This is a genomic window from Bradyrhizobium sp. CCBAU 45389 (assembly GCF_028128625.1).
GTDB classification, from domain to species: Bacteria; Pseudomonadota; Alphaproteobacteria; order Rhizobiales; family Xanthobacteraceae; genus Bradyrhizobium; species Bradyrhizobium liaoningense_B.
Genome location: NZ_LBIY01000098.1, coordinates 338,399 through 363,070, shown reverse-complemented (window position 1 = coordinate 363,070; position 24,672 = coordinate 338,399). Strand labels below are relative to the sequence as shown.

The 24,672-nt window shown below is 64.9% G+C and carries 20 protein-coding genes; 7 read left to right on the top strand and 13 right to left on the bottom strand.

The features are described 5' to 3' along the window. Position 1 precedes the first annotated feature (1 nt). The 5 genes from XH79_RS37720 to XH79_RS37700 are packed head-to-tail and all read right to left on the bottom strand — an operon-like array spanning position 2 to position 5,381. Positions 2 to 1,534: an ABC transporter ATP-binding protein gene (locus tag XH79_RS37720; RefSeq protein WP_271584970.1), complete on the bottom strand. Its 1,533-nt coding sequence runs from the start codon at positions 1,532 to 1,534 to the stop codon at positions 2 to 4. Continuing rightward, positions 1,531 to 2,214 (bottom strand): biuret amidohydrolase, encoded by a 684-nt coding sequence (gene biuH, locus XH79_RS37715; RefSeq protein WP_212342495.1) that lies wholly within the window; start codon positions 2,212 to 2,214, stop codon positions 1,531 to 1,533. Before biuH ends, XH79_RS37720 begins: the two co-directional genes overlap by 4 nt. Positions 2,215 to 2,231: 17 nt before the next feature. Further along, positions 2,232 to 3,158 carry an ABC transporter permease gene (locus XH79_RS37710; RefSeq protein ID WP_271584969.1) on the bottom strand — a complete coding sequence of 309 codons (927 nt, stop codon included), beginning with the start codon at positions 3,156 to 3,158 and terminating at the stop codon, positions 2,232 to 2,234. Between the two features lies 1 nt (position 3,159). Further along, positions 3,160 to 4,272: an ABC transporter permease gene (locus tag XH79_RS37705; protein WP_271584968.1), complete on the bottom strand. Its 1,113-nt coding sequence runs from the start codon at positions 4,270 to 4,272 to the stop codon at positions 3,160 to 3,162. After that, positions 4,269 to 5,381, bottom strand: a complete 1,113-nt coding sequence (locus XH79_RS37700; RefSeq protein WP_271584967.1) for a BMP family ABC transporter substrate-binding protein — start codon at positions 5,379 to 5,381, stop codon at positions 4,269 to 4,271. Before XH79_RS37700 ends, XH79_RS37705 begins: the two co-directional genes overlap by 4 nt. A gap of 395 nt (positions 5,382 to 5,776) precedes the next feature. Between XH79_RS37700 and XH79_RS37695 the strand changes: the two genes are divergently transcribed. Beyond that, the gene (locus XH79_RS37695; protein ID WP_212342500.1) at positions 5,777 to 7,048 is read left to right on the top strand and encodes an allantoate amidohydrolase; all 1,272 of its coding nucleotides are present in this window, start codon (positions 5,777 to 5,779) and stop codon (positions 7,046 to 7,048) included. A 95-nt stretch (positions 7,049 to 7,143) separates the two neighbouring features. After that, positions 7,144 to 8,517 carry a hypothetical protein gene (locus tag XH79_RS37690; protein WP_212342501.1) on the top strand — a complete coding sequence of 458 codons (1,374 nt, stop codon included), beginning with the start codon at positions 7,144 to 7,146 and terminating at the stop codon, positions 8,515 to 8,517. Between the two features lie 8 nt (positions 8,518 to 8,525). Here XH79_RS37690 and XH79_RS37685 read toward each other — a convergent pair whose 3' ends face one another. The 4 genes from XH79_RS37685 to XH79_RS37670 all read right to left on the bottom strand — a co-directional run bounded on the left by XH79_RS37685 (position 8,526) and on the right by XH79_RS37670 (position 14,968). Next, positions 8,526 to 9,845: a dicarboxylate/amino acid:cation symporter gene (locus XH79_RS37685; RefSeq protein ID WP_212342502.1), complete on the bottom strand. Its 1,320-nt coding sequence runs from the start codon at positions 9,843 to 9,845 to the stop codon at positions 8,526 to 8,528. Positions 9,846 to 9,950: 105 nt separating this feature from the next. Beyond that, entirely contained in the window at positions 9,951 to 12,611 is a 2,661-nt protein-coding gene (gene acnA / locus XH79_RS37680) for an aconitate hydratase AcnA (RefSeq protein WP_271584966.1), read from the bottom strand. A gap of 21 nt (positions 12,612 to 12,632) precedes the next feature. Beyond that, positions 12,633 to 13,952, bottom strand: a complete 1,320-nt coding sequence (locus XH79_RS37675) for an MFS transporter (protein WP_212342504.1) — start codon at positions 13,950 to 13,952, stop codon at positions 12,633 to 12,635. 131 nt (positions 13,953 to 14,083) lie between these two features. Further along, positions 14,084 to 14,968 carry a GntR family transcriptional regulator gene (locus XH79_RS37670; RefSeq protein ID WP_271584965.1) on the bottom strand — a complete coding sequence of 295 codons (885 nt, stop codon included), beginning with the start codon at positions 14,966 to 14,968 and terminating at the stop codon, positions 14,084 to 14,086. A gap of 294 nt (positions 14,969 to 15,262) precedes the next feature. On the opposite strand from XH79_RS37670, the gene XH79_RS37665 reads away from it, so the two are divergent. Beyond that, a complete protein-coding gene (locus XH79_RS37665; RefSeq protein ID WP_271584964.1) occupies positions 15,263 to 16,342 on the top strand; it encodes a lactonase family protein in 1,080 nt (359 codons plus the stop codon). A gap of 27 nt (positions 16,343 to 16,369) precedes the next feature. Here XH79_RS37665 and XH79_RS37660 read toward each other — a convergent pair whose 3' ends face one another. Further along, a complete protein-coding gene (locus XH79_RS37660; RefSeq protein ID WP_271584963.1) occupies positions 16,370 to 17,383 on the bottom strand; it encodes a formamidase in 1,014 nt (337 codons plus the stop codon). A gap of 221 nt (positions 17,384 to 17,604) precedes the next feature. On the opposite strand from XH79_RS37660, the gene XH79_RS37655 reads away from it, so the two are divergent. Genes XH79_RS37655 through XH79_RS37645 form a run of 3 tightly spaced genes read left to right on the top strand, consistent with a single transcriptional unit; the run spans position 17,605 to position 21,551 of the window. Beyond that, positions 17,605 to 18,273 (top strand): TetR/AcrR family transcriptional regulator, encoded by a 669-nt coding sequence (locus XH79_RS37655; RefSeq protein ID WP_271584962.1) that lies wholly within the window; start codon positions 17,605 to 17,607, stop codon positions 18,271 to 18,273. 8 nt (positions 18,274 to 18,281) lie between these two features. Further along, entirely contained in the window at positions 18,282 to 20,147 is a 1,866-nt protein-coding gene (locus tag XH79_RS37650) for an adenine deaminase (protein WP_271584961.1), read from the top strand. 12 nt (positions 20,148 to 20,159) lie between these two features. Next, complete coding sequence (locus XH79_RS37645; protein WP_271584960.1) at positions 20,160 to 21,551, top strand: NCS2 family permease; 1,392 nt, start codon at positions 20,160 to 20,162, stop codon at positions 21,549 to 21,551. A gap of 8 nt (positions 21,552 to 21,559) precedes the next feature. Here XH79_RS37645 and XH79_RS37640 read toward each other — a convergent pair whose 3' ends face one another. Beyond that, positions 21,560 to 21,781: a hypothetical protein gene (locus tag XH79_RS37640; protein ID WP_212342510.1), complete on the bottom strand. Its 222-nt coding sequence runs from the start codon at positions 21,779 to 21,781 to the stop codon at positions 21,560 to 21,562. 348 nt (positions 21,782 to 22,129) lie between these two features. Here XH79_RS37640 and XH79_RS37635 point away from each other — a divergent pair, with 348 nt between their 5' ends. Next, positions 22,130 to 22,312: a hypothetical protein gene (locus tag XH79_RS37635; RefSeq protein WP_212342511.1), complete on the top strand. Its 183-nt coding sequence runs from the start codon at positions 22,130 to 22,132 to the stop codon at positions 22,310 to 22,312. Positions 22,313 to 22,333: 21 nt separating this feature from the next. Here XH79_RS37635 and XH79_RS37630 read toward each other — a convergent pair whose 3' ends face one another. Together XH79_RS37630 and XH79_RS37625 are read right to left on the bottom strand one after the other, a co-directional pair. Beyond that, on the bottom strand, positions 22,334 to 23,710 hold the full coding sequence (locus XH79_RS37630; RefSeq protein WP_271584959.1) for a vWA domain-containing protein: 1,377 nt from the start codon (positions 23,708 to 23,710) through the stop codon (positions 22,334 to 22,336). A 5-nt stretch (positions 23,711 to 23,715) separates the two neighbouring features. Beyond that, positions 23,716 to 24,663, bottom strand: a complete 948-nt coding sequence (locus XH79_RS37625) for an AAA family ATPase (protein ID WP_271584958.1) — start codon at positions 24,661 to 24,663, stop codon at positions 23,716 to 23,718. Between the last annotated feature and the right edge of the window lie 9 nt (positions 24,664 to 24,672).

The window sequence follows — 24,672 nt, the reverse complement described above, 5'->3', positions numbered from 1 at the left end:
GTCAGTGCCCCGCCATGTGCCGGCCGACCACGGTGAGATCGGCTTCGCTGGTCCGTGCTTCATACACGAATTCGCCGTGGAACATCACCACCAGACGGTCCGACAGTTCGAGCAATTCGTCGAGGTCCTCGCTGACGAGCAGCACCGCGGCGCCGCGATTGCGGGCCGCCATGATCTCGGCGTGGATCTGCGCCACCGCCGCGAAGTCGAGGCCGAAGCAGGGATTGGCCGCGATCAGCACCTCGACGTCGCCCGCAAGCTCGCGGGCGAGCACGGCGCGCTGCACGTTGCCGCCTGACAGCGACGAGATCGGCGTGTCCGGCGTGCGGGTTTTGATCTTGTATTGCCCGATCTTCTTCCTGGCGTCGTCGCGGAAGGCGCCGCGATTGAGCCACCAGCCGCCGCTTGCGAGGGGCGTGCGGTCGAATTCGCGGAAGGCGATGTTGTCGGCGACGCTCATGCCGCCGACGCAGGCGTTCTTCAGCGGCTCCTCGGGCAGCAGCGACATCCTGTGGCGCCGCATCTCCTCGCGGCTGGCGTGATAGGGATCGCCGGCGACGCGGATATCGCCGCTCTCGGCCTCGCGCTGGCCGGCCAAGACTTCGACGAGCTGGCGCTGGCCGTTGCCGGAGACGCCGGCGATGCCGACGATCTCGCCGGCGCGCACCGTCAGGGAAACGTCGTGCACGGCAACGGCGCCGGCGTCGTCGAGGGCGCGGAGCTTCTGCAGTTCGAGCCTCGGCTGACCGGCTTCGCCGGTGCGCGGCGGCTGCACGGTCAGCTCCTCGGCGCCGATCATGGTGCGGGCCATCGCGTCGGGCGTCAGCTCGGTGACCTTGCCGGCTCCGGCGAGCTTGCCGCGGCGCAGGATCGTGACCTCGTCGGCGAAGGCCATGACTTCGCGAAACTTGTGCGTGATCATCAGGATGGTCAGCTCGCCCCTGACGACCATGTCGCGGAGCATGCCGAGCACCTCGTCCGCTTCCGCCGGCGTCAGCACCGAGGTCGGCTCGTCCAGGATCAGGAAGCGACGCTTCAGATAGAGCTGCTTGAGGATCTCGCACTTTTGGCGCTCGCCGGCGGAGATGTCGGAGACCTTTGCGCCGAGCGGCACCTTGAAAGGCATCCGGGCAAGGAACGTCTCCAGCTCCTTCATCTCCTTTGGCCAGTTCACCACGGCCGGCACGTCGTCGCGCGCCAGCACGAGGTTTTCGGCAACCGTCATGGCCGGCACCAGCGTAAAGTGCTGGTACACCATGCCGAGGCCGAGCGCGTGAGCGTCCTTCGGGTTGGCGATGGCCTGCTCGCGACCTCCGACGAGGATGTCGCCTTCGGTCGCGTGATAATAGCCCATGATGCATTTGACGAGGGTCGACTTGCCGGCGCCGTTCTCGCCGAGCAGCGCATGGAACGAGCCCGGCCGTACCTTCAGCTCGACATTGTCGAGCGCCAGGAAGTCGCCGAAGCGCATGGTCATGGCGATGGCATCGACGCCGAAGGCGCCCGCCGGCGGAGGCGTTTCGCCGATGATCACGAAATGGCTCCGATGAAGGCGTCGGAGGTCGAGACCGCGCCGAACACGCCGCCCTGCATCTTGATCATCTTCAGCGCGTGGTCGTGGTTGCTCTTGTCGGTGGCGCCGCAGCAATCATGTAGCAGCACGCATTCGAAGCCGCGGTCGTTGGCCTCGCGCATGGTGGTGTGGACGCAGACGTCGGTGGTGATGCCGGTCAGCACGATGTTCTCGATGCCACGTACGCGCAGGATCAGTTCCAGGTCGGTGGCGCAGAACGAACCCTTGCCGGGCTTGTCGATGATCGGCTCGCCCGGCAGCGGCGCCAGTTCCTCGATGATGTCCCAACCGGGCTCGCCGCGTACCAGGATGCGGCCGCAGGGGCCGGGATCGCCGATGCCGGCGCCGATTTGGCGCGAGCGCCAGCGCTTGTTGGCGGGCAGGTCGGAGAGATCGGGGCGGTGGCCCTCGCGGGTATGGATGATGTGAAAGCCTTGGGCACGCATCGCGGCGAGCAGCCTCTTGATCGGCTCGATCGGCGCCCGCGTCAGGGAGAGGTCGTAGCCCATCTTGTCGACATAGCCGCCGACGCCGCAGAAATCGGTCTGCATGTCGATGATGATCAGCGCCGTATTCTCGGGGCGGAGATCACCATTGTAGGGCCAGGCATAGGGCTCGGACTTGATGTAGCGCTCGGGCATGGACGACCTCGTGCGTGTTACCGTGTGATCGAGAGTTCGGCGGGCGCGCCGGTCAGCGTTCGCTTCGGCGAGCAGGTGATGATCATGATCGCCAGCGTCAGGATGTAGGGCGCAGCGTTGAAGAGGTGATAGCCGGAGGTGACGCCGACCGATTGCAGCGCAGGCCCCAGCGCCGCGGCGCCGCCGAAGGCGAGCGAGGCCCACAGGCAGAGCAGGGGATCCCAGCGCGCGAAGATCACGAGCGCCACGGCGGTGATGCCCTGGCCCGAGGAAAGGCCCTCGTTCCAGCTGCCGGGATAGAACAGCGACAGGAACGAGCCGCCGATGCCGGCGAGGAAGCCGCCGACCATGGTGGCGCGCAGGCGGATCAGCAGCACGGAATGGCCCATCGCGCGCGCGGCGTCCGAGCTCTCGCCGGCGGTGCGGATGAGAAGGCCCCAGCGCGTGGTGCGGAAGGCCCAATAAAGGATCGGCGCCAGCGCGACTCCGATCAGGAACAGCACGTTGATGCGCAGCGCGGCGCGCACCTGAGGGATGTCGCTCCACCAGCCGAAATCGATCGCGGGCAGTCGCGGCGCGGTGGGTTCGATCAATGGCTTGCCGAGATAGAAGGCAAGGCCGGTGCCGAACAGCATCAAGGCGATACCGACGGCAACGTCGTTGACGCGCGGCAGCGAGCAGATGCCGGCATGCAGCGCGCCCAGCAGCGCACCGGTGATGCCGGCGGCAAGCACGCCGAGCCACGGGGAGCCGGTGACATAAGAGATGCCATAGGCGCTCATCGCGCCCATCACCAGCGTGCCTTCGAGGCCGAGATTGATGCGGCCTGCGCGCTCGGTAATGCATTCGCCCAGGCTTACGAACAGGAACGGGGTGGAGACGCGAATGGCGCCGCCGAGCACGGCGAGCGGGACGGTCCAGAGGCCGATCGATCCGTCTGCCATCTCAGGATTTTCCCTTCAGGAATCCGATGCGGCCGTAGAGCGCATCGCTGGCGAGCACGAAGACGAAGATGATGCCCTGAAGCACCAGCACGGACGCATCGGGTAGTCCCAGTCGGCGCTGCAGCAGGCCGCCGCTGGCGCTGATGCCGCCGAGCAGGATCGCGACGGGAATGATGGCGAGCGGATTTTGCCGCGCGAGAAAGGCGACGAGGATGCCGGTGAAGCCGTAGCCGGCCGCGAGATTGGCGTTGGTGCGGCCCTGCACGGCGGCGACCTCGACCATGCCGGCAAGACCCGCTGCGCCGCCGGCGAGGAAGCAGACGGTCAGGATCAGCTTGCTGACGCCGAGGCCGACGATCTTCGCAGCACGGATGTTGCCGCCGGCCACCCGCGCGGCGAAGCCGAACACGGTGTGATAGATCAGAATGTAAGAGGCGATCGCGGCGATCAGGCCGAAGACGAGGCCCCAATGCACGTCGGTGCCCGGAATGGAGCCGATCATGTTGGCGGCGCCGATCTCACGCGTCGAAGGCTTGTTGAGGCTGGCGGGGTCGCGCATCAACCCTTCGACGAGATGATTGAGGATCGCCAGCGCGATGTAGACCAGCAGCAGGCTCGAGATGGTCTCGTTGACGCCGCGATACTGCCGCAGGGCGCCTGACAGCATGATCCACAGGCCGCCGCCGATCACGCCGGCGCAGACCATGGCGACCTGCACGACGAACGGCGGCAGGCCCTGAAGCGCCAGCGCGGCGCTGGTCGCCGACAGTGCGCCGATCAGCAGCGCGCCTTCGCCGCCGATGATGACCATGCCGAGCTGCGCCGGCAGCGCCGTGCAGAGTGCGGTAAGGATCAGGGGCGCTGCGCGCGTCAGCGTGTTCTGCCAGGAGAACCAGGTGCCGAACGCGCCGTAATACATGTAGAAATAGAGATCGAGCGGGTTTTTGCCGAACATCGCGACGAAGATGCCGAATACCGCGAGCGCGCCGACGAGCGCCGCGCCCGGGATCAGGACATATTCGATCGTGCCGCCGTAACGCTGGAGGAAGCCGGAATCGGCGGCCGGGGCAACTGTCCCGGCCGCTTCCGTGGAATCCGCCGTTTCCGCGGTCACGAAGTGGCTCCGATCACGCCCTCGACCAGATAGTCCATCTTCTCCAGTTCAGGATCCTTCTGGCCTCGGTCGGTACCGGCGGGGATCACCGTCTTGCCCTTGTTGTCGACGAGGCCGCCCTTGAAGATGGCGTAGCCTTCTGCCGACAGGAATTTTGCCTTGGCCTCGTCGGCCGCCTTGCGCGCTTCGGCCGAGACCGCTTCGCCATAGGGCGAGACCTTCACGATCTCTTCCTTCAGGCCGCCGCGGTAGAAATTCGGGATGCCTTCGCCGGCGGCGATCATCTTGACGAACTTCGGATAGAGCGCTTCCCAGTTCCACTCGGCGCCGGTGAGATAGGCCTTGGGTGCCAGCGCCGACTGGTTGGTGTGATAGCCGCAGACGAAGGCTCCGCGCCGCGCGGCGTTCTCGACCATGGTCTTGGGGCCATCGACGTGACAGGTGAGCACGTCCACGCCCTGATCGATCAGGCTGTTGGTGGCTTCGGCCTCCTTGACCGGCATCGACCAGTCGCCGGTGAAGATCACCTGCGTGGTGGCCTTTGGATTGACGGACTTGGCGCCGAGCGTGAAGGCGTTGATGTTGCGCAGCACCTGCGGGATCGGCTTGGCCGCAACGAAGCCGAGCTTGCTGCTCTTCGACGTCAGGCCGGCAACGATGCCCGAGATGTACTGGGCTTCGTCGATGTAGCCGAAATAGCTGCCGGCGTTCTTGGGATCCTTGTCGCTCCAGAGGCCGCCGCAGTGCTCGAAGCGCAGCTTCGGGTACTTGTTGGCCATCTTGATCATGTGCGGATTGTAGTAGCCGAACGAGGTCGGGAAGAGCAGGGTGGCGCCGTCGAGATTGATCATGGACTCGATCGTCTTCTCGACCGCGTCGGTCTCCGGCACCTTCTCCTCCTCGACCACCTTGAGGCCTGGAATCTTCTTCAGCGCCGCCGCGCCCTGCGCGTGGGCCTGGTTGTAGCCATAGTCGTCGCGCGAGCCGACATAGATGAAGCCGATGGTGGTCTCGGCCGCGAAGGCCGGGCGGAGGCCCGCTGCCGCGCCGAGGGTGAGGGCCGCGCCGCCCTGCAACAAATGACGTCGTGAAATCCTGCCAGAATCCATTGCTCGCTCCCCTTGGCGGATGCCCCGCCTTGATCTCGCGGCTGCGCCAGCCTGGCGGAGCCGGGATCAAGTGTCGCAAGCTTCGTGCCAGAGATTATGAAGAGTGCAACATCAACTAAGTATCTGTAATATAATGGATATAATAATTATCGAGAACTTGGCGAGGAAAGTGGCAGATTAATTTATGGGCAATATTCCGTCATTGTATGCAGTGGAGTTAAGCAGTCTTAACCGGCTCCAGATGTGCATGACCAGCTTCGGACGGTCGGCCGACAAGGCGCATTCATGCTAACCACGCGCTGACTGGACGGTGCCGGAGGATTTTCGCTGGCACCGAACTTGTATCGATTGTCGTCAGGACCGCCGGGTCCTCAGAAGATGGAAAGCTCGCCGAGATGGGCGCTGGTACCGTTCACGAAGCATCACTCGGCAAGGAGATCGTTCGCCGCATCAACGAGCTCGGCGCGATCTCGGAAGAGCCCGAAAAACTCACCCGCATCTTCCTCAGCAAGGAGCTGCGCAAGGCCGCGGACCTCATCTTGAGCTGGATGCGCGAGGCCGGCATGAGCGCGCATCTCGATGCGATCGGCAATGTCTGCGGCCGGTATGAAGGCGAGCGGCCGGGGGCACCCTGCCTGATGCTCGGCTCGCATTACGACACCGTGCGCGATGCCGGCAAATGGGACGGGCCGCTGGGCGTGATCACCGCGATCTCCTGCGTCGCCGATCTCAACCGCCGCGGCAAGCGCCTGCCGTTTGCGATCGAGGTCATCGGCTTCGCCGACGAGGAGGGAGTGCGCTTCGCCTCGACCCTGCTCGGCAGCCGTGCGGTGGCGGGCACCTTCGACGAGAGCGTGTTGAACACGCGTGACCGTGACGGCGTGTCGATGCGCGATGCGCTCGTGAAATTTGGCCTTGATCCCGATCACATCGGTGCGGCCGCGCGGGCCCGGCGCGAGCTGCTCGCCTATCTCGAACTGCACATCGAGCAGGGCCCGGTGCTGGAGGCTCAGAACTTGCCCGTCGGCGTGGTCACCGCGATTGCAGGCGCGACGCGGCTTGCCGCGCGGCTGACCGGCATGGCCGGTCACGCCGGCACCGTGCCGATGGCGCTCCGGCGCGACGCACTCACTGGCGCGGCCGAATGCATCGGCGCGATCGAGCAGTTCTGCCGAACCGACGAGGCCGGCCTCGTCGGCACCGTTGGCTACATCCAGGCGAGGCCCGGCGCGACCAACGTCATTCCGGGCGAAGTGTCGTTCACCATCGACATGCGCGCGCCGACCGACATGCACCGCAAGCGCGCGGTTGCCGACGTCGTTCGTCAGATCGAGGCGATCGCAAAGCGCAGGCAATTGACGCTCCAGCTCGATGTCACCCATGAGAATCGCACCGCGCCCTGCGCACCCGGGCTGAAGCAGCAGATCGCGCAGGCGATCGCTGCGGAAGGTCTCTCCGTGTTCGAGCTGCCGAGCGGGGCCGGGCACGACGGCATGGCCATGATCGATATCGCCGACGTCGGCATGATCTTCGTCCGCTGCCGCGGCGGTATCAGCCATCACCCGGACGAGCATGTCGAGCTTGCCGATGCCGACGCCGGCGCGCGGGTGCTGCTCAGGGTAATCGAGAATTTCAGGCCGCGGGAGGACCGCGCCGGCGCGAACTGACTGCCGGGGGGCGGACGTCATCGGGGTGAGACACGAATCGGTCATGCTTGGAATGGTGACCGGCCATCGCCGGGATCATGAGACACCAGGGGCATATGAGCGGCGACATTTCCTTGCCATCACACCACGGAAATCGGTTTTACCAGGGCATGGCCGCGACCTTCGTCGCCAACGCCCTTCAGGCGGTCAATTTTCTCGGTGATCGATTTCTGAGGAAGTCGCATCACTCGTTGTCGGCCATCGAGGACCTCTACCGGCACTCGATGGACAGCGCCTTTTCGGTGACCGAGGCCTTCCTCGTCACCGGCGCACCGCACGCATCTGCCTATTACCCCCGCGACTTCGCCTGGTTCTACCCCGATGTCCTCGACCCCGAGACCATCATGGATGCACAGGACGCGGTTCGACGGGCTCGTTTGCTCGAGAAGAGCGTTCGCCTGTTGCTGGAGGCGGTTCGCGCCGACGTCGTCACGACGACCATCGTGCCGGCGGGACGCGGCCGGTATCTCGGCGTGAATTATTTCTCGCGGCCCTCGGACACGCTGCTCGGTATTATCGCCGGCCTCCGACAGATGCTCTCTGCCGAGGAGAGGACGTCGTCCTATCTGGCGATGTCGCAATGCGCGCATGCCGGCCGTTTGTTGCTGAGCGAGTATGGCGGGGACCTCAAGCGTGCGATCGTGAAGCTCGCGAGCGAGCTGGAGTCATTCGACGCTGACGGCACCAGATATTTGCTGTGCGACGCCAGCGGGCCTCGCTCCGCAGCAACGGATACCCGTGCCGAGCGCCGGCGTTTCGTCACCAATGCCTGTGTCTACACGACCTTCGTGTGGGGCGTGCAGCTTGGGATCGTCGACGAGAACGAGCTGAAACGGCTGCTCGGGCGCAACCTCGCGCAGTACAAGAGAGATCTGCTTCGCCTGTTCGGGAAGGACGGCTATATCAGGCATTCCCTGGATGGTCCCGCGTGCTCGCCGGCGTCCTCGGTGGCGCTGGATTTCGTCAGCGTGCATCGCGGCTTCTGGGATATGAGCGAGACGAGCGAACGCGCGTTGTTCGCGGCTACGACGGATCTGATCATCGCCGAACCACGGTTTCGCATCCCCAGCACGTTCCACTTCCTGGTGTCGGCGGATAATCCGCGCAACAAGATGATCCACAAGATCGCAGCGCCAGCCTATCAGGGGCGTTCGTCCTGGCCGACGTTCAACGTCGAGTTTGCGGATCGCATGCTGGACTTTGATGAGGCCTCAGGCAGCGATACCTACCGGGCCTGCGCGCAAGGGATATTGAAGGACATTCGCACCGCGACCGAGGTCCACGGCGGCTATCAGGAGCTGATCTCGGAGCAGGGGCTGAAATATCGCACCTGGGCCTACAAGGGCGCGGTGGCCCACTCCTGGTTTCCGCGCTTCCTGTCGGTCTGGAGGAGGGCGTACGGAACGCCGCTCCTCCAGTGGAATGACTGATCCGCGGGTTATCCCGCCGTCACGTCCACGAGTTCGCCGCCTTCGAGCACCTTGGCCGCCTTGGCGCGGTCGAGATCGCCTTCCCATGCGGCGACCACGACGGTCGCGACGCAGTTGCCGACGAGGTTGCCGAGCGCGCGGGCCATGCCGATGAACCAGTCGACCGAGAGAACCAGCACGAGGCCGATTGCAGGGATGCTCGGCACCGCGTTCAAGGTCGCGGCCAGGATCACGATGGCCGAGCCGGGCACGCCGTGCGCGCCCTTCGATGTGATGAGCGAGACACCGAGCACCAGCAGGAGATCCCCGAACGATAGCGGCGTGTTGGTGGCCTGCGCGATGAAGACGACGGCAAGGGTCAGGTAGATCGAGAAGGCGTCGAGATTGAAGGAATAGCCGGTCGGGATGACGAGGCCGACCACGGAATCCTTCACGCCCATACGCTCCAGCTTCTTCATGATCTGGGGCAGCACGGCGTCCGAGGACGCCGTTGCGAGCACGATCGTCAGTTCCTCGCGCAGGTAGGCGAGGAATTTGAGGATGTTGATGCCCGCGAGCGCCATGACGCCGCCGAGCACGCCCAGCACGAAGATGCCGACCGAGACGTAGAACAGCATCACCAGCGATACGAGCTGCTTCAAGGAGCCGACGCCGTATTTGCCGACGGTGTAGGCGACCGCGCCGAGCACGCCAAGCGGCGCGACTCGGACGATCAGCCCCATGACACGGAACAGCACCGTGGAAGCCGCATCGATGATGGAGGTGACGAGCACACCCTTCTCGCCGCCGACGAGCGCGAGGCCGACGCCGAACAGCACCGCGAAGAACAGCACCTGGAGCACGTCGTTGCGCGACAGCGCATCGAAGGAGGTGGTCGGGATCACGTTCATCAGGAAGGCGCCGATGCCGCCGCCGGACAGCTTGTGGGCGTTGTCGGCATAGGTGTTGAGCGCCTTGGCATCGAGCGTCGACGGATCGATGTTCATGCCGTGGCCGGGGCCGAAGAGATAGGCGAGCAGCAGGCCGACCACGAGCGCCACGGTCGTCATGACCTCGAAATAGACCAGCGCCTTGACGCCGACGCGGCCGACCTTCTTGAGGTCGCCGGCACCGGCAATGCCGTGGACGACGACGCAGAACACGATCGGCGCCACGATCATCGAGATCAGCTTCAGGAAGGCGTCGCTGAGGATCTTGAGCGCGATCGCGAAGTCCGGGACGGCCATTCCCAGGATGACGCCAAGCACCAGCGCAGCCAGGACCTGGACGAACAGCGAGGTGTAAAGCGGCTTGGGCTCGACGGCGGGTGCCGCGGCAATTGTCGACATGAGAACTCCCCTTTGGGCGCGTCTTGGACGTCAAAAAGGGAGCAACAACCGTGCCAGAATGTCGCGGTTACTCCTTGGAAACCGGGAATTTGCCCTTCAGGCGGCCTAAACCGGCGCGCCAGCGGGCCGTAAGGAAGCCGGTTTGCGAGTCTGCCCGGTAGGCTCAGTCGAATGCCGACGCAGGATCAGCGGCAGCAGTCCGCCGACCCGCAACGTCTCGCATTCCAGATTGGTTTCGACCGCGGCGACCGCCGTGAAGCGGTCGATCTCGGTGCCCTCCCGCAGGATCCGAACGTCGATCGCGGCGCGCGGCGCGAGAGCTTCGGCGGAGGCGTCGATCTCGATCCTGTCGTCCGCTTTGAGCCCGAGCGATTGCGGCCGACGATCCGCGGGCAGGCGCAGCGGCAGGATGCCCATGCCGATCAGATTGGAACGATGAATGCGCTCGAAGCTGAGCGCCAGTACCGCGCGCGCGCCGAGCAGGGCGACGCCCTTCGCTGCCCAATCGCGCGAGGAGCCCATGCCGTAGCGTTCACCGGCCACGATGACGACCGGACGTCCCTCCTGTGCATAGCGGTCGGCCGCGAGACGTAGCGGCAGGCGTTCGCCGGAGCTTGCGAGAATCGTCTGTCCCGGCGGCAGGCCGGGATCAAGCAGGTTGCGCACACTCTTGTTGGTGAAGAGCCCGCGCAGCATCACCTCCCAGTTGCCGCGGCGCGAGGCGAAGACGTTGAGGTCTTGCGGATCCTCGCCACGCGCGACGAGATAACGGGCCGCCTCGCTGTTCGCTCCGATCGCGCCCGCCGGGGAGATGTGGTCTGTCGTGATGTCGTCGCCGAGCACAAGCAGCGGCGTTGCCGCATAATGTCCGAGGCGCGTGCCCTGGCCGAAATCAGCGAAGGGTGGGCGGCGAATGTAGGTGGAGGCCTCATCCCAAGGGAACAGCGCCGTGCCGGGGGCCTCGAAGGCGGCCCAGTCGGCGCTCGCTTCGGCCGCATCATAGGCGCGGCTGCAATCGCTTGTTTCGCGGGCGCGGGCAAGTGCAGCATCGATCTCAGGGCCGGTCGGCCAGAGATCGGCAAGGCGCACGTCCGCGCCGGCATCATCACGCGCGATCGGGTCTTGCATGATGTTGCGGTTGACGTCGCCGGCGAGCGCAAAGGCGATGACGAGCGGGGGCGATGCGAGAAAGGCGAGCTCGATCTGCGAATGCACCCGGCCCGGAAAGTTGCGGTTTCCCGACAGCGCGGCCACTGGCCTTACTTGCTTCGCGGCGACCGGGCCTGCCATGGCCGGCGCCAGCGGTCCCGAATTGCCGATGCAGGTCGTGCAGCCATAGCCGACGATGCCAAAGCCCAACGCTTCGAGATCGTCGAGCAGACCGGCGCGCTTCAGATAGCGCTCAGCCGTCGGCGAGCCCGGCGCGAGCGAGGTCTTGACCCAGCAAGGCGGCTTGAGCCCGTGCTGGCGCGCTTTGCGGGCAAGGAGGCCGGCGGCAATCAAGAGGCGTGTGTCGGACGTGTTGGTGCAGCTCGTGATCGCGGCGATCGCGACCGCGCCGTCGGGCGGTGGGCTCGCGCGATCCGTGTCTGCGGTTGCAGCGGGGCGCTCCAGGCCGAGTGTCTCGGCCGTCCTGCCGGCCGCAATGCGATCCTGCGGGCGGCGCGGGCCGGCGAGACTCACCTCGACCTCATCGAGGTCGATGGTGATCGTCTCGGTGTAGCGGGGCTCGGCGGCCGGGTCGAACCAGAGCTGTTGGCGGCGCGCATAGGCTTCGACCAGGGCGAGCTGCTCGCGCGACCGGCCGGTCTGCCCGAGATAGTCGAGCGTCCGGGCGTCGATGGGGAAGTAGCCGGAATTGCCGCCGAACTCCGGCGTCATATTGGCGACGACGGCACGGTCGCCGGCCGAGAGCGCGGAGACTCCGGGGCCGAAGAACTCGACGAAGCGGTCCGCGAGATCGATCCGGCGCAAGCGTTCGGTGACGGTCAGTGCGAGATCGGTTGCCAGCACGCCCTCGCGCAAGCGTCCCGTCAGTCGGACGCCGACCACGTCGGGGACCCGCATCGTCACGGGCATGCCGAACATCACGCTTTCGGCCTCGAGCCCGCCGACGCCCCAGGCGAGCACACCGATGCCGTTGATCATGGGCGTGTGGCTGTCGGTGCCGATCAGCGTGTCGGGCACGGCCCAGAGCTGGCTGTCGCGGGGCATGATCGTCACGACGCTCGCGAGGCGCTCGAGGTTCAGCGTGTGCATGATGCCGGTGCCCGGCGGATGCACGCGCACGCCGTCGAGCGCCTGGCTCGCCCATTTCATGAAGCGATAGCGCTCGCCGTTGCGCTTGAGCTCGTGCGCCATGTTCATTGCCATCGCATCCGGGCGGGCGAACACGTCGACGCCGAGCGAGTGATCGGTCGAGACGTCGACGGGAAGGACCGGATTGAGGCGGTTGGGATCGCCGCCTGCTTCCGCGAGCGAAGCGCGCAGGCCCGCGATATCGACCAGTGCCGGGCCGCAGGTGGTGTCGTGCATGAGAACGCGTGAGGGCTGGAACGCGATCTCGCGGTCGCTGCGCCCGTCGGCGAGCCAGCCGAGAATGGCAGCGACCGATGCATCCTGTTCTTGGCCGCCGTTACGCAACACGTTCTCGAGCAGGATCCGCAGGATCATGGGCAGGCGAAGCAGGTTCTCGCCTGCCACGGCCGTGATATCGGCGATGCGGTAGGTCTGCGATCCACTGAGAAGCATTGCGAAGGCGGTCATCGTTCCATCCTGGCTGCGAGATCAGGCGTGCTGTTCGGCCGGTTGCCTTTGGGTCTCGTCCGCGTTCTCCATCCGCGCGAACCAGGTCATCAGGAACGACACGAACAGCAAGCCGCTGAGGAACAGGAGCCCGCCATAGGTGCTGCCGGTCCAGTCCTTGATGGCGCCGATGGCGTAGGGGCCGACGAAACCGCCGAGATTGCCGATCGAATTGATCGCCGCGATAGACACCGCCGCCGTCGAGCGCGTCAGGAACAGGCCGGGCAACGACCAAAATGGTGACTTGAAGGCGTAGATGCCGGCGAGCGACAGCGAGATTAGCGTCATGGCGATCGCGGGCTGAACCACGAGCCCCGTGAGCGCGAGCGCGGCTGCGCCCCAGAGCAGCGGGATCGCCGAATGCTTCTGCCGCTCGCCGGTGCGATCGGAGTTGCGCGACCACAGCACCATGACCACGGTCGCAAAGGCGTAGGGCAGCATGGCAATGAGCCCGACCTCGAAATTCGTCAGCGTGGACGACAGGCTCTTGATGATCTGCGGCATCCACAATCCGATGCCGAGATTGCCGACCTGGTAGATGAAGTAAATCACCGACAGGAACAGCACTTTCGGGTTGGTGATGGCGGCGATGATTCCGAGATGTTGCACATTGCGCCGGCCGGCCTGGTCCTTGCGCAGCTCGTCAACAAGCCAGTCGCGCTCCTGCGGCGTCAGCCACTTCGCCTGCTCGGGACGATCGGTCATGATGAAATAGTTGAGGATGCCGGCGATGATGGCGGGACCGCCTTCGAGCAGCAGCATCCAGCGCCAGCCGCTGAGGCCCAGGCCTCCGACATGGTCCATGATCCAGGTGCTGAGGGGCGCGCCGATCAGGTAGGAGACTGGAATGGCGGCGGTGAACAGGGCCACCGTCGTGGCCTGCTCCTTGGCGCGGAACCAGTAGGTCAGATAGATGATGATGCCGGGGAAGAAGCCTGCTTCAGCGACGCCGAGCAGGAAGCGCAGGATGTAGAGCTGCATCGGGCTCTGCACGAAAGCGGTTGCGGTGGCGACGATGCCCCAGCTGATCAGGATGCGGGATATCCAGATGCGCGCGCCGTATTTGTTGAGCGCGACGTTGCTTGGCACCTCGAACAGGAAATAGCCGATGAAGAAGATGCCGGCGGCAAAGCCGAAGGCTTCGCTCGTCAGTGCAAGCTCCTTGTTCATCTGGAGCGCTGCATAGCCGATATTGGCGCGGTCGAGATAGGAGATGACGTAGAGCCCAAAGCAATAGGGCACGATGCGCCAAAGCACTTTGCGCATGGTGGATTGCTCGATGGTCGCTGTGGTGGCGGTCATTGGCGCGTTCCCTGGCTGCGTTTCTGGGGCTTGTCGGGCAACGCCAACCTTCCCCGCAGGCGGGCGCCTTGCAGGGCACTAATGCATTTTATAATATAAAATGCAATAGCGTCTGGATCAGACCTTCCGGATCAGACCTTGGGGACCTTGATCAGGCCGGCGCCCTCGATGTGGACGCGGAGGAAATCGGACGCCTCCTGTCGCAGCCCTTTTTCCAGCAAAGTCAGGATGTTGATGTGCTCGCGGCACTGGATCGGAAGACGGCTGCGGTCCACCGTGATGCGGTACTCCACCAGCCGGCGCAGCCGGTTCACCCGCTTGACCGCGTCGAGGAAGAACGGATTGCGCGCGCAGCCGACCAGCATCTCGTGGAACTCGGCGTTGGCGGCGAAGATCTCCGAGCGCGATGCACGCTTATAGGCGCCATCGAGCAGCCATTGCTGCTGCTCCCGTGCGGCCGCGAAGGCCCCGCGATCGATCTCGAAGCTCGGCAGCAGCAATGCCTGTGGCTCGAGCGCGACGCGCAGTTGATAGCCTTGCTGGTAGCTCTCGCGTGAGGTGAGGAGAGGGCCGAATGCCCAGCCATTGCCGGGCAGGCGTTCGATCCAGCCTTCATCGGCGATTTTCGTGAGAATCTTCAGCAGGCGGGTGCGCGAGAGGCCGTAGCGGCGCATCAGCTCGTTCTCGCTGACCTTGTCCGGAAGCTTTCCCGCAAGGCGATCCTCTGCGATCGCGAAATACCATTCGTCCTCGCGCTCAGGCTCGGTATCCTCCACATCGGGCAGATCGGGAAGCTCGCCGGCACCCTTGACCAGGAAGAAGCCGCGGTTGGGCTCGGATCGCACGACCTTCATGTCTTCGAGGATCTGGAGCGCCGCGTTGATCGGCGCGCGCGACACCCGCAGCGCGTCCGCGAGCGTCTGGCTCGGCAGATGCTGTTCGGCCTGCAAGCCGTTGGTGCGGATGTAATCGAGAATCCGCGCGGTCATCTGGGTCGCGAGATTGGGGCGGGGCATTGGCGACTCGGGCTGGTCCTGATTGACGAGATGTCGCCTAACCGCTGGCGAGGCACAAGCGGCCGCGGAGGTCCTCCTTGCGCCTTCGGAATAATTGTGTTTTAAAAAATAAAAAGCAATACGGGGAGGGCCATGACGCCTGGACATTCTGTTGTACGCGACGCCTCGTCTGTCGGCCCCGATGGGGCGACCCTGTCGCGGCGCGTGTTCACCCAACTCATTGCCGTCGGCGCCGTGACCTCTGCATTGACCGCTGCACATGCGCAAACACTGGGAGCCCACAAGGAGGACACCATGCTCGAAGGCTCTCGCTCATTCGTCTATGTCGGCGCGCGCACCACGAAGGAGCGCAATGCCCGCGGCGACGGGCTCAACGTCTATGCGATGGACAATGCGACCGGAGCCTGGCGCCACGTCCAATTGCTCGGTGATCTCGTCAATCCTTCGTTCCTCGCCTTCGACAGGACACGTCGGTTTCTCTACACGGTCCATGGCGATCTCAGCGACATCACCGCGATGGCAATCGACCCTGTGAGCGGCAAGCTCAGCGTGATCAACCGCCAGAGTACGGAGGGGAAGAACCCCGTCCATCTCGCAGTTGACCCGGGCAACCGGTTCGTCGTGGTCGCCAATCACATTACCTCCACCCTCGCGCTATTGCCGCGCGGGGACGACGGCTCGCTCGGTGCCGTCATCGATCTCGTCAAGCTGGAGGGCAAGATCGGGCCCCACCGGGTCGAGCAGCCCTTCGCCAAGCCGCATCAGGTCGAGTTCGATCCATCGGGCGCATTCATCGTCGTGCCGGATAAGGGGCTGGATCTGGTTTTCACCTATCGGATCGACGCCGGCAACGGAAAGCTCGTGCAGGCGACCAAACCGGTGCAGGCGCGCGAGGGCGCCGGACCGCGCCACGTCTCGTTTCATCCGGGCGGGCGCCTCGCTTATGTCATCAACGAATTGGACTCGACCGTTACGGCTTACCACTTCGACCCGGCGACCGGCGCGCTTGCCCCGTTCCAGATCGTCTCTGCGGTTCCGGATGCCTTCACGGGCAATAGCCGCGCCGCCGAGATCGCCGTGTCAGCGGACGGACGCTTCGTCTATGCCTCGAATCGCGGCGACGACAGCATCGCGACCTTTGCCGTCGATGCCGCGAGCGGACGATTGAGGCCCGTTGACTGGACCGCGAGTGGCGGCAAGACGCCGCGCTTCTTCGCGCTGGATGCTTCAGGCAGATTCCTGTTTGCTTCGAATGAAGACAGCGACACGGCCGTTCTCTTCAGCCGCAACTCCGACACCGGCCGCCTCGTTCGGACGGATCAGACCGTGAAAGTCGGAAGCCCCGTTTGTATCGTCTTCAGGCCGGCTGCCTAGGACGCGCGCGGTCCGTTGGGACCGGAGTCATTCCGCCGCCTTCGCCGTCTTGCCGAACATCCGCGTCGGGGCGAGGAAGCCGCAGGAGGTGCCGTCGGTCACCTTGACCTGGTCTTCCCATGGCAGGCGGAAGGTGCCGGCGACCATGTCCTGCATGAAGGTGTAGGGGCAGTCCATCGCGCCGCCCTTCACCGCGACATAGCCGCGGTGCCAGAGCTGGTAGATGTTGTTCTCGACGCCCCAGTTGATGCGGGCCTCGCGCACGAGGTCCGGCCGGACCTCGGCGGTGATGATCTCGTCGGCGCGGCCGGTGGTGCCGTGCGCCAGCACGGTGCCGTCGAAATTGACGATCATGCCTTCGCCCATGGAATCGAACGAGCCGTCCGAGCCGCACATGCACACATTCGCTGTGACCATCAGGTTCTGGAACGAATTGGCCTGGTTGGTGAAGCGCCAGGCGTCTCTGATCGGTGCGGTGTAGCCGGCGGTGCGGATCATGATCTCGGCGCCCTTGTAGGCGCATTCCCGCGCCATCTCCGGGAACATGCCGTCATGGCAGATGATGAGCGCGATTCTGGCGCCCTTCGGCCCTTCGATCACCGGGATGCCGATATCGCCGGGCTCCCATGGCTCGACCGGAATCCAGGGATGAAGTTTGCGGTAGTAGAGCTTGATCTCGCCGTGGTCGTCGATGACCAGGCCCGAGTTGTAGGGATTGCCGTGCGGGTTGAACTCCATGATGGAGAAGCAGCCCCAGATCTTGTTGTCGACACAGGCCTTCTTGAAGGCCGCGACCTCCGGTCCGTCGAGCCGGCACATGATCTCGGGATTGGTGTCCATCGAGAGACCGTGCAGCGAGTATTCGGGGAAAACCACCAGATCCATGGTGGAGAGATTGCGGCGCGCCTTGCCGACCATCCAGACGATACGCTCGGTCTGTTTGGCCAGATCGGCCTTGGTCACGACGTTCGGCAGCTGCAATTGAACCAGTCCGATGACCACGCCGTTGGGAGATTTGTTCAACCCGCCAAGCCCGTTCATGATCAGCTCCCTTGCCGTCCGCGCGGCGCCGTTGCGCGCAGTTCTCGGCTGAGCAAATCCGATTTTGGCGGCGCGCAAAAGTCCATTTTTCAGGCGGCGGGCGATCGATGTGCTCGCGTGGGGCGCCGGCCCCCACGCGCAGGCCGACGCCCATTGTTGCGGCGCGGCCTGCCTCAACTCTCGGCTTGACCCTCCAATTTGCCTGATGTCAGACTTATGACATGAGTACAGCAAAGCGACATATTGCCAGCCTTCGCGACGAATATGCCGAGATGACGCGGCAGCGTATCGTCGCCGCCTTTGTCGAGACGCTGGAGGACGAGGCGGCCGACGACGTTTCCATGGCCGCGGTGGCCAAGCGCGCGAAGGTGGCCGAGCGAACCATCTATCGCCACTTCAAGACCCGCGCGGAGCTGTTCGCGGCGGCCGGCGAGTGGATCGAGGACAACGTCTTCAGCTATATTCCCTTCACCTCGCCCGACGAACTGCCGGATATTTTTCGCAAGCTGTGCAAGCGGTTCGACCGTCATCCGCATCTGGCGCGTGCCATTGCGATGACGCGGGCGGGCCGGAGGGTGCGCGCCGGCTTCCGGCGGCACCTGATCGACCACCATCGCAAGGCGATGGCGCCGCTGGTGCGGCATCTTCCCGCCAAGGAAGTCCGCCAGGCCGAGGCACTCGCGTCTTATCTCAACAACGTGCTGGCCTGGAATGCGATGCGCGAAGACTTCGGCATGTCCAGCGCCGAGATCGCCGACGCGATCGAATGGGCGCTCACGACGCTTTTGAAGGATGTCCGTCAGCGCGATGCAGCTGCGGCGCGCGCCGGCAAGGCCGTAAAATCGCCGCGCAAGCGCACCGCGGCGCGCGAAAGCACCGGCGTAGAGTGAGGCAGGCCATGAATGCGATACCCGACGATCTCCTGATCAACGCGCCCGACGAGGTTCGCATCCGCCAGGATCTGGTGCTGACGGCGCTCGGCCGCCGCCCGGCCGATCGCGCCTTGCGGGTCGGCAAATTGCTCGATGTGCACAGCCGCACCTGGACCGAGGATCAGGAGATCGTTTTCAAGGGTCGGCGTATCGCTTGGGTCGGGCCTGCGGGCGGCTACCCCGGCGAGGTGCGCGAGCGCGTGCATCGGCCGGATCTTGCGGCCGTGCCCGGCTTCGGCGAGGTGCATAAGCATATCGAGAGCTCGCATCTGACGCCGGAATGGGAGGCGGCGCTGGTGCTGCCGCACGGCAATACCTGGACCTGCGAGGCGAGCCACGAATTCTCCAACGTCAACGGCGCGCGCAATCTCGAATTCTGGTTCGAGGCACGCCGCCGCGGCTCGCCGCTCAAGATATTTCCGCAGCCGGGTTCGGCCGTGCCGCCGACAGCCTATGAGTGGGGCGGCGGCTGGTATGGCCACGACGAGCAGGCGCGCTTCATGGGCGAGAGCCTGATGGTCACCGGGCTCGACGAAGTCATGGACTGGCCGGCGGTGTGGAATCCCGACAATCCCTCCTACAAGCGGCTCTGGGGCATGATCGAGGCGACGTTTGCGGCGCGCGGCGTCGTTGAAGGTCATGCCTCCGGCTTGCGCGATCTGCCCTCCATCAACGCCTTTGCTGCGGCCGGGCTTGCCTCCGACCACGAAGTGCAGACTCCGGAGGAAACCTGGGACAAGCTCACCCGCGGCCTGTTCGTCGAGCTGCGCGTCTACGCTATGGACGAGATCGTCAAATGGCTGCTCGCGAAGGGCCTTCAGGACTGGTCGCAGATCGCGTTCACCACGGACGACCGCAGCGCCAGCCACACGCTCGAGCTCGGCGCCAGCGATCACAATGCGCGGGTCGCGATCGAGGCCGGCCTTGCGCCCGAGATCGCAATCCAATGCCTCACCATCAATCCGGCGCGGCACATGCGTCTTACGCCGTTCGTCGGCAGCCTGGCGCCGGGGCGTTTCGGCGACGTCGTGTTGCTCTCGGATGTGTCCAAGCTCACGATCGCCGAGGTGTGGGCCGATGGCGCGCAGGTTTCCGACGGCAAGCGCTATCTCGGCAGGGTGCCTGAAATCCAGTGGCCGGAGTGGGCCACGAAGACCGTCAACATCAAGCGCACGATCAAGCCTCAGGATTTCGAACTGCGGGCCGAGCCCGGCCGCAGCACGATGAAAGCAGCCGTGATCCGTCCGTTCCATTGGCATCCCGAGTTCTACACGCTCGAGCTGCCGGTGCGCGACGGCGCCGTGCAGCGCGACGAGAGCGAGGCGATCACCAAATTTGCCATCGTCGATCGCTTCTCCGGCGACGGGCGCGTGGCCAAGATGTTTTGGCGCGGCTGCGGACCGCGTACCCCGGAGACGGCAGTTGCCTGTTCGGTGGCGCACGACAAGCACAATATCTGGGTGGTCGGCTCGTCCGACGCGGCGATGGCAAAGGCAGTCAACGCGCTGATCGAGCTTCAGGGCGGATGGGCGCTCGTGCGCGAAGGTGAGCTCGTTGCCACCGTACGCTTCGAGGTCGGTGGACTGATGAGCTGTCGTTCCGCGCAAGCGCTCGATGCCGACATGCAGGCACTCTATGCGGAAGGCAGCAAGGTCGACTGGATGTACGAGCCGACGTTCCGTCCGCGCTGGTATCCAGGATTCCCGGAGCGGCTCATGTTTGCGACGCTGACCTGTGCGCCCTGGAGCTGGGTGCTGGTGGCGCCGTGCGAGCAGGCGCCGCTCGGCTTCATCAACGTGCAGACCGGCGAAGCGCATCCGGTGGTCTGGTAGGGGGAGACTGCGATGAACGAGATGACGAAGCCGCAAGCCGCTCCCGCCGAGCCGGCACCGCGTGCAGCCTCGGGGCTGCTCGATCGCACCTTTGGCCTCACCGAACGAGGCACGAGCATTGGCCGCGAGGTGATGGCCGGAGCAACGACGTTCGCAGCCATGGCCTATATCATCGCCGTCAACCCGGCGATCATGTCCAACGCCGGGATGGATCGCGCCGATCTCGTCAGCGCCACAGCGCTCGCCGCGATCTTCGGCTCTGTCATGATGGGGCTGTGGGCCAACCTGCCGCTCGCGGTTGCGCCCGCGATGGGATCGAACGTCATCTTCACCTATGTCATCGTCAAGCAGATGGGCATGCCCTGGCAGGGCGCGCTCGCGATGGTCGCTTTCACCGGCGTTCTGTTCCTGATCCTCAGCCTGTCGAAGCTGCGCGAGAAAGTCGCCAAGGACGTGCCGGAAGCGCTGAAGATCGGCATCCAGGCGGCGGTCGGCACGCTGATCGTCTTCATTGCACTACGGGGCGCTGGCTTCGTCGTCCAGAACCCGTCGACCTACATTGCCATGGGATCCTTGCGCAGCCCGCCGGTGCTGCTGACGCTGTTCGGCCTCCTGCTCACGCCGGTACTGGTGGCGCGCCGGGTGCCGGCAGCGCTGATCCTTTCGATCGCAGTGCTGACCCTGATCGGCTTCTTCGTTCCGGGTGCCAACGGCAAGATGGTGACGTCGGTGCCATCAGCCATCATGGCGTGGCCGCGCTGGCCGACCAGCACTTTCATGGCGCTCGACATCGGCTATCTCTTCAGCCACTTCGTCGTGGCGCTGCCGCTGCTGTTCTATTTCCTGTGCGCCGAATTCTTTTCGACACTGGGCACGCTGATCGGCGTGACGGGGGCCGCCAATCTGCGCAAGCCCGACGGCTCGATCCCGAACGCCACCGCCGCATTTGCGACCGATGCGACGGCTTCGGTGGTGGGACCGCTGCTCGGGACGTCCGTTGTCACGGCCTATATCGAATCCATCACCGGCGTGCAGGCCGGCGGCCGCACCGGCCTGACCTCGCTGACGGTCGCGGGGTTCTTTTTCCTCGCGCTGTTCTTCTGGCCGATCTTCGTCATCATCCCGCCGCAAGCGACCGCGCCCGCGCTGGTGCTCGTGGGCGTGCTGATGATGCAGGGGCTCGCCCGCATCGACATGACCGATCTCGTCAATGCGGTTCCGATCGTGCTGACGCTACTCGTCACCGTGCTGACCAACAACCTTATCAACGGAATGGCCTTGGGCACGCTGAGCTACATCGCCCTGGAAGTGGCCGTCGGCCGGCGGGCGCAGATTACGGCGATGGTGTGGGGACTTGGAGTCGTGTTCGTTGCTTACGCGATAGTGATCGCACAGATCTTTTGACGTGTGCGTCAGGCCGCGAGGTCCAGCAGCCTGCAAGATCCGCGCACTAGCGCCTTGCGCCCGGCTGGTGTCATTGCAGGCACGCCGTCCTTGACCACGACAAGGCCGAGCTCGACCAGTCTTCCGACGACATAGGCCTTCGCGAGGCGACCGTTCGACACCGGGTTGCGAAGCGCCTTCAGTGCTTCCCACTGGTCGGATGAAAGATCGAAGTCGAAATCGTTGCTCATGTTGCCTCGGGCGATAGTCCGGTTCGCGTGCCCCTGTTAGCGGCGCCGCATGAAGACCGTGCGACGACAATGAGTCGGGAATTCGGTCAGCTGTTTAGAACGCCTCTTCACAAATTGCGGCACTTCGTTGCGGCCACAGGAGTTAAGATCGTTTGCGCACGAATATCGTCCAGACGATCACTAATTGATGATCCGCATTTGATGTTGCGCTGCGAATTGTCGCGGTGCACGGGAAGCATCGCTGTCCCATTCTGCGTCGCGATATGCACAGAAATCATGAGGCGAGGGGTTCAGGACTCTGTTACGTTGATTCTCCGGGAATGGCTTCACACGGCAGGAGTGGAGTGCATGAACAGGCTGGTGGAAATTCGCAGTCAGGAATCCCTGTGCCGGGAGCGCGCTGCGCTGGACTCGGAGCGTCGGATGTTTTGGCTTGCGCAGGCCCAGGAGTGGGAGCAGCGCGCGCTCGACGAAATTGCGCATCACTTTCGCGAGTGCAACCTCGTTCCGGCCGAGTTGACCGCCGCCTGACGCCAGAGAGGGCGTGGCCGCCTACTGATAGGTCGCCACGATGTCGGACACCGCGCGCTCGAGCTGTTGTGCGGTGGCGCATTGGCGCACGACGCTGCAAAAGGTCGCGTAGCGCGGCATCTCGGAATCGCCAAAGCCCCAGGCGAGCCGCCCCTCGGGATTGAGCCAGACCAGCCGCTTTGAGCGCTCGGAGATGCGGCGCAGGATGTCGGCGCGCGGGTCGAGGTTGTTGCTGCGGGCATCGCCGAGCACGATCACCGTGGTCTGCGGTGTCAGCGTGCTCATGAAGTCCTTCTCGAAATCGACCAGCGAAGAGCCGTAGTCGGACGAGCCGAAGCCGACCTTGGACATGATCTCGGCCATCGCCTCTTCCGGTGACTTCGATTCCAGAATTTCGCTGACCTCGATGAGATGCGAGGAGAAGGCGAAGGAGCGGACGTCGTCGACGACCTCGTGCAGGGAGTGGATCAGCAGCAGGAAGAAATCGGACACCTGTGCAACCGAGCCCGAGACATCGCAGAGCGCCACGATCTTCGGCCGGTCGCGGTGCTTGCGCTTCCACGCCGTGAGGAAGGGCACGCCGCCCCAGGCCGCGTTGCGGCGCAGCGTGCGGCGGACGTCGAGATGGCCGCGGCGCTGGCGTTTGCGCGGCTTGGAATAGCGCTCGCGCAGCCGGCGCGCGATCTGGCGGATCAGCGCGCGCATTTCGGCGACCTGGCGCCGCTCGATACGGGCAAGCGGCGCGTTGCGCAGGATCTCGTTGCGGAGGTTTTCGGCCTCCTCGCGGGCATAGAGCGCAAGCCCCTGCGAGACCGTGTCGCGCACCGCCTCGCGCAAGGCGTCCAGCGCGGCGCGAAGGCGCTCGGCCAGTGACGGGTTGTTTGCGGTCAGCTGGTCGAGATCGTCGCGCAGCCGCTGGAGGCCCATGGCGTCGAGGATGCGGCTGGAGAAGATGCCGCGCTGGGTCGAGTAGCGGATGTCGGACAGGGAGGCGGCGCCGGCCGCGCTGGCAATCGCGGCTGCGATGGCATTACGATCCTGCGACAGCAGCATCTGCGCCAGCGGCCCGAGTTCCTGCTGCGGCGAACCGCTACCGGCATCACTGGGTACGCCGGAAGAGGGCGCTTGATCTGCGTCCTGTGCGGTGTCCTGGTCGGCGCCCTCGGGCTGCTCCTGTCGCGGTTCCGGCTGGCTGAAGAACAGATCGAAGCAGTCGCCGAGCGCGAGCTTCTCGTCCTGCGACTTGGCAAGCGTCAGCAGCAGCGCGTCGCGCAGGATGGTCCGGTCGGAAAAGCCGACCTGCGACACCGCGCGCATCGCATCGATGCTTTCGGCAGGCGAGACGTGTACGCCGACGCCGCGGGCCGCCCGAAAGAAACGATGGAGGTTCTCGCGCATCGGCGTCAACCGAAGACGTTGGACCGGGCCGCCTTGGCAATGAAGGTCGTCACCTGCGGCGCTGCCGCCTCGATGTCGGCTTCGTATTTGAGGAGCACATTAAGGGTGTCCTTGACGGTATCGGTGTCGAGCTCGGTCGCCTGCAGCAGCACCAGCACGCGAGCCCAGTCGATGGTCTCGCTGACGGAGGGCAGCTTCTTCAGATCGAGCGAGCGGATTTCGTGGATGAAGCCGACCATCTGCCGGCGCAGCGTCTGCGAGATGCCGGGCACGCGGCTTTCGACGATGCGCTCCTCCAGCCGTTGCTCGGGGAAGCCGATATGCAGATGCAGGCAGCGCCGCTTCAGGGCATCGCCCAGGTCGCGCTCGCTGTTGGAGGTGAGGATCACCGTCGGCGGGGTGATCGCCGAGACGGTGCCGAGCTCGGGGATCGTGACCTGGAAGTCGGACAGGATTTCCAGCAGCAGCGACTCGAATTCAGCGTCCGACTTGTCGATCTCGTCGATCAGCAGGACGCAGCCGCCCGGCTGCTCCAGCGCCTGGAGCAGCGGCCGCGGTTCGACGAACTCCTTGGAGAAGAACACGTCGCCGAAATCATGCAACTGGTCGAGCGCGGCGTGCAGCGTCTGCGCGCCGCCGAGCACTTCGCCGAGCTTGTCCTTGAGGATCTGCGTGTAGAGAAGCTGCTTGGCGTACTTCCATTCATAGAGCGCCTTGGCTTCGTCGAGACCTTCATAGCATTGCAGACGGATCATCTTCATGCCGCGCCAGGCCGCGATCGCCTTGGCGAGTTCGGTCTTGCCGACGCCCGCCGGGCCCTCGACCAGGATCGGCTTCTCGATCTGTTGCGACAAATAGACGGCGGTCGCGATCTGCCGGCTCGCGATATAGCCCTGCGCGGCGAGGCCGCTCTCCACTGCCTCGATCGATGTCGAGGCCTTCTGTTCTGCCACGAAATGGCG

Bases quoted from the DNA above. Each gene is read 5' to 3' on its own strand.
- biuH (WP_212342495.1), bottom strand. From the start codon at position 2,214: ATGCCCGAGCGCTACATCAAGTCCGAGCCCTATGCCTGGCCCTACAAT.
- XH79_RS37710 (WP_271584969.1), bottom strand. From the start codon at position 3,158: ATGGCAGACGGATCGATCGGCCTCTGGACCGTCCCGCTCGCCGTGCTC.
- XH79_RS37700 (WP_271584967.1), bottom strand. From the start codon at position 5,381: ATGGATTCTGGCAGGATTTCACGACGTCATTTGTTGCAGGGCGGCGCG.
- XH79_RS37695 (WP_212342500.1), top strand. From the start codon at position 5,777: ATGGGCGCTGGTACCGTTCACGAAGCATCACTCGGCAAGGAGATCGTT.
- XH79_RS37690 (WP_212342501.1), top strand. From the start codon at position 7,144: ATGAGCGGCGACATTTCCTTGCCATCACACCACGGAAATCGGTTTTAC.
- XH79_RS37685 (WP_212342502.1), bottom strand. From the start codon at position 9,845: ATGTCGACAATTGCCGCGGCACCCGCCGTCGAGCCCAAGCCGCTTTAC.
- acnA (WP_271584966.1), bottom strand. From the start codon at position 12,611: ATGACCGCCTTCGCAATGCTTCTCAGTGGATCGCAGACCTACCGCATC.
- XH79_RS37675 (WP_212342504.1), bottom strand. From the start codon at position 13,952: ATGACCGCCACCACAGCGACCATCGAGCAATCCACCATGCGCAAAGTG.
- XH79_RS37670 (WP_271584965.1), bottom strand. From the start codon at position 14,968: ATGCCCCGCCCCAATCTCGCGACCCAGATGACCGCGCGGATTCTCGAT.
- XH79_RS37665 (WP_271584964.1), top strand. From the start codon at position 15,263: ATGCTCGAAGGCTCTCGCTCATTCGTCTATGTCGGCGCGCGCACCACG.
- XH79_RS37660 (WP_271584963.1), bottom strand. From the start codon at position 17,383: ATGAACGGGCTTGGCGGGTTGAACAAATCTCCCAACGGCGTGGTCATC.
- XH79_RS37655 (WP_271584962.1), top strand. From the start codon at position 17,605: ATGAGTACAGCAAAGCGACATATTGCCAGCCTTCGCGACGAATATGCC.
- XH79_RS37650 (WP_271584961.1), top strand. From the start codon at position 18,282: ATGAATGCGATACCCGACGATCTCCTGATCAACGCGCCCGACGAGGTT.
- XH79_RS37645 (WP_271584960.1), top strand. From the start codon at position 20,160: ATGAACGAGATGACGAAGCCGCAAGCCGCTCCCGCCGAGCCGGCACCG.
- XH79_RS37640 (WP_212342510.1), bottom strand. From the start codon at position 21,781: ATGAGCAACGATTTCGACTTCGATCTTTCATCCGACCAGTGGGAAGCA.
- XH79_RS37635 (WP_212342511.1), top strand. From the start codon at position 22,130: ATGAACAGGCTGGTGGAAATTCGCAGTCAGGAATCCCTGTGCCGGGAG.
- XH79_RS37630 (WP_271584959.1), bottom strand. From the start codon at position 23,710: ATGCGCGAGAACCTCCATCGTTTCTTTCGGGCGGCCCGCGGCGTCGGC.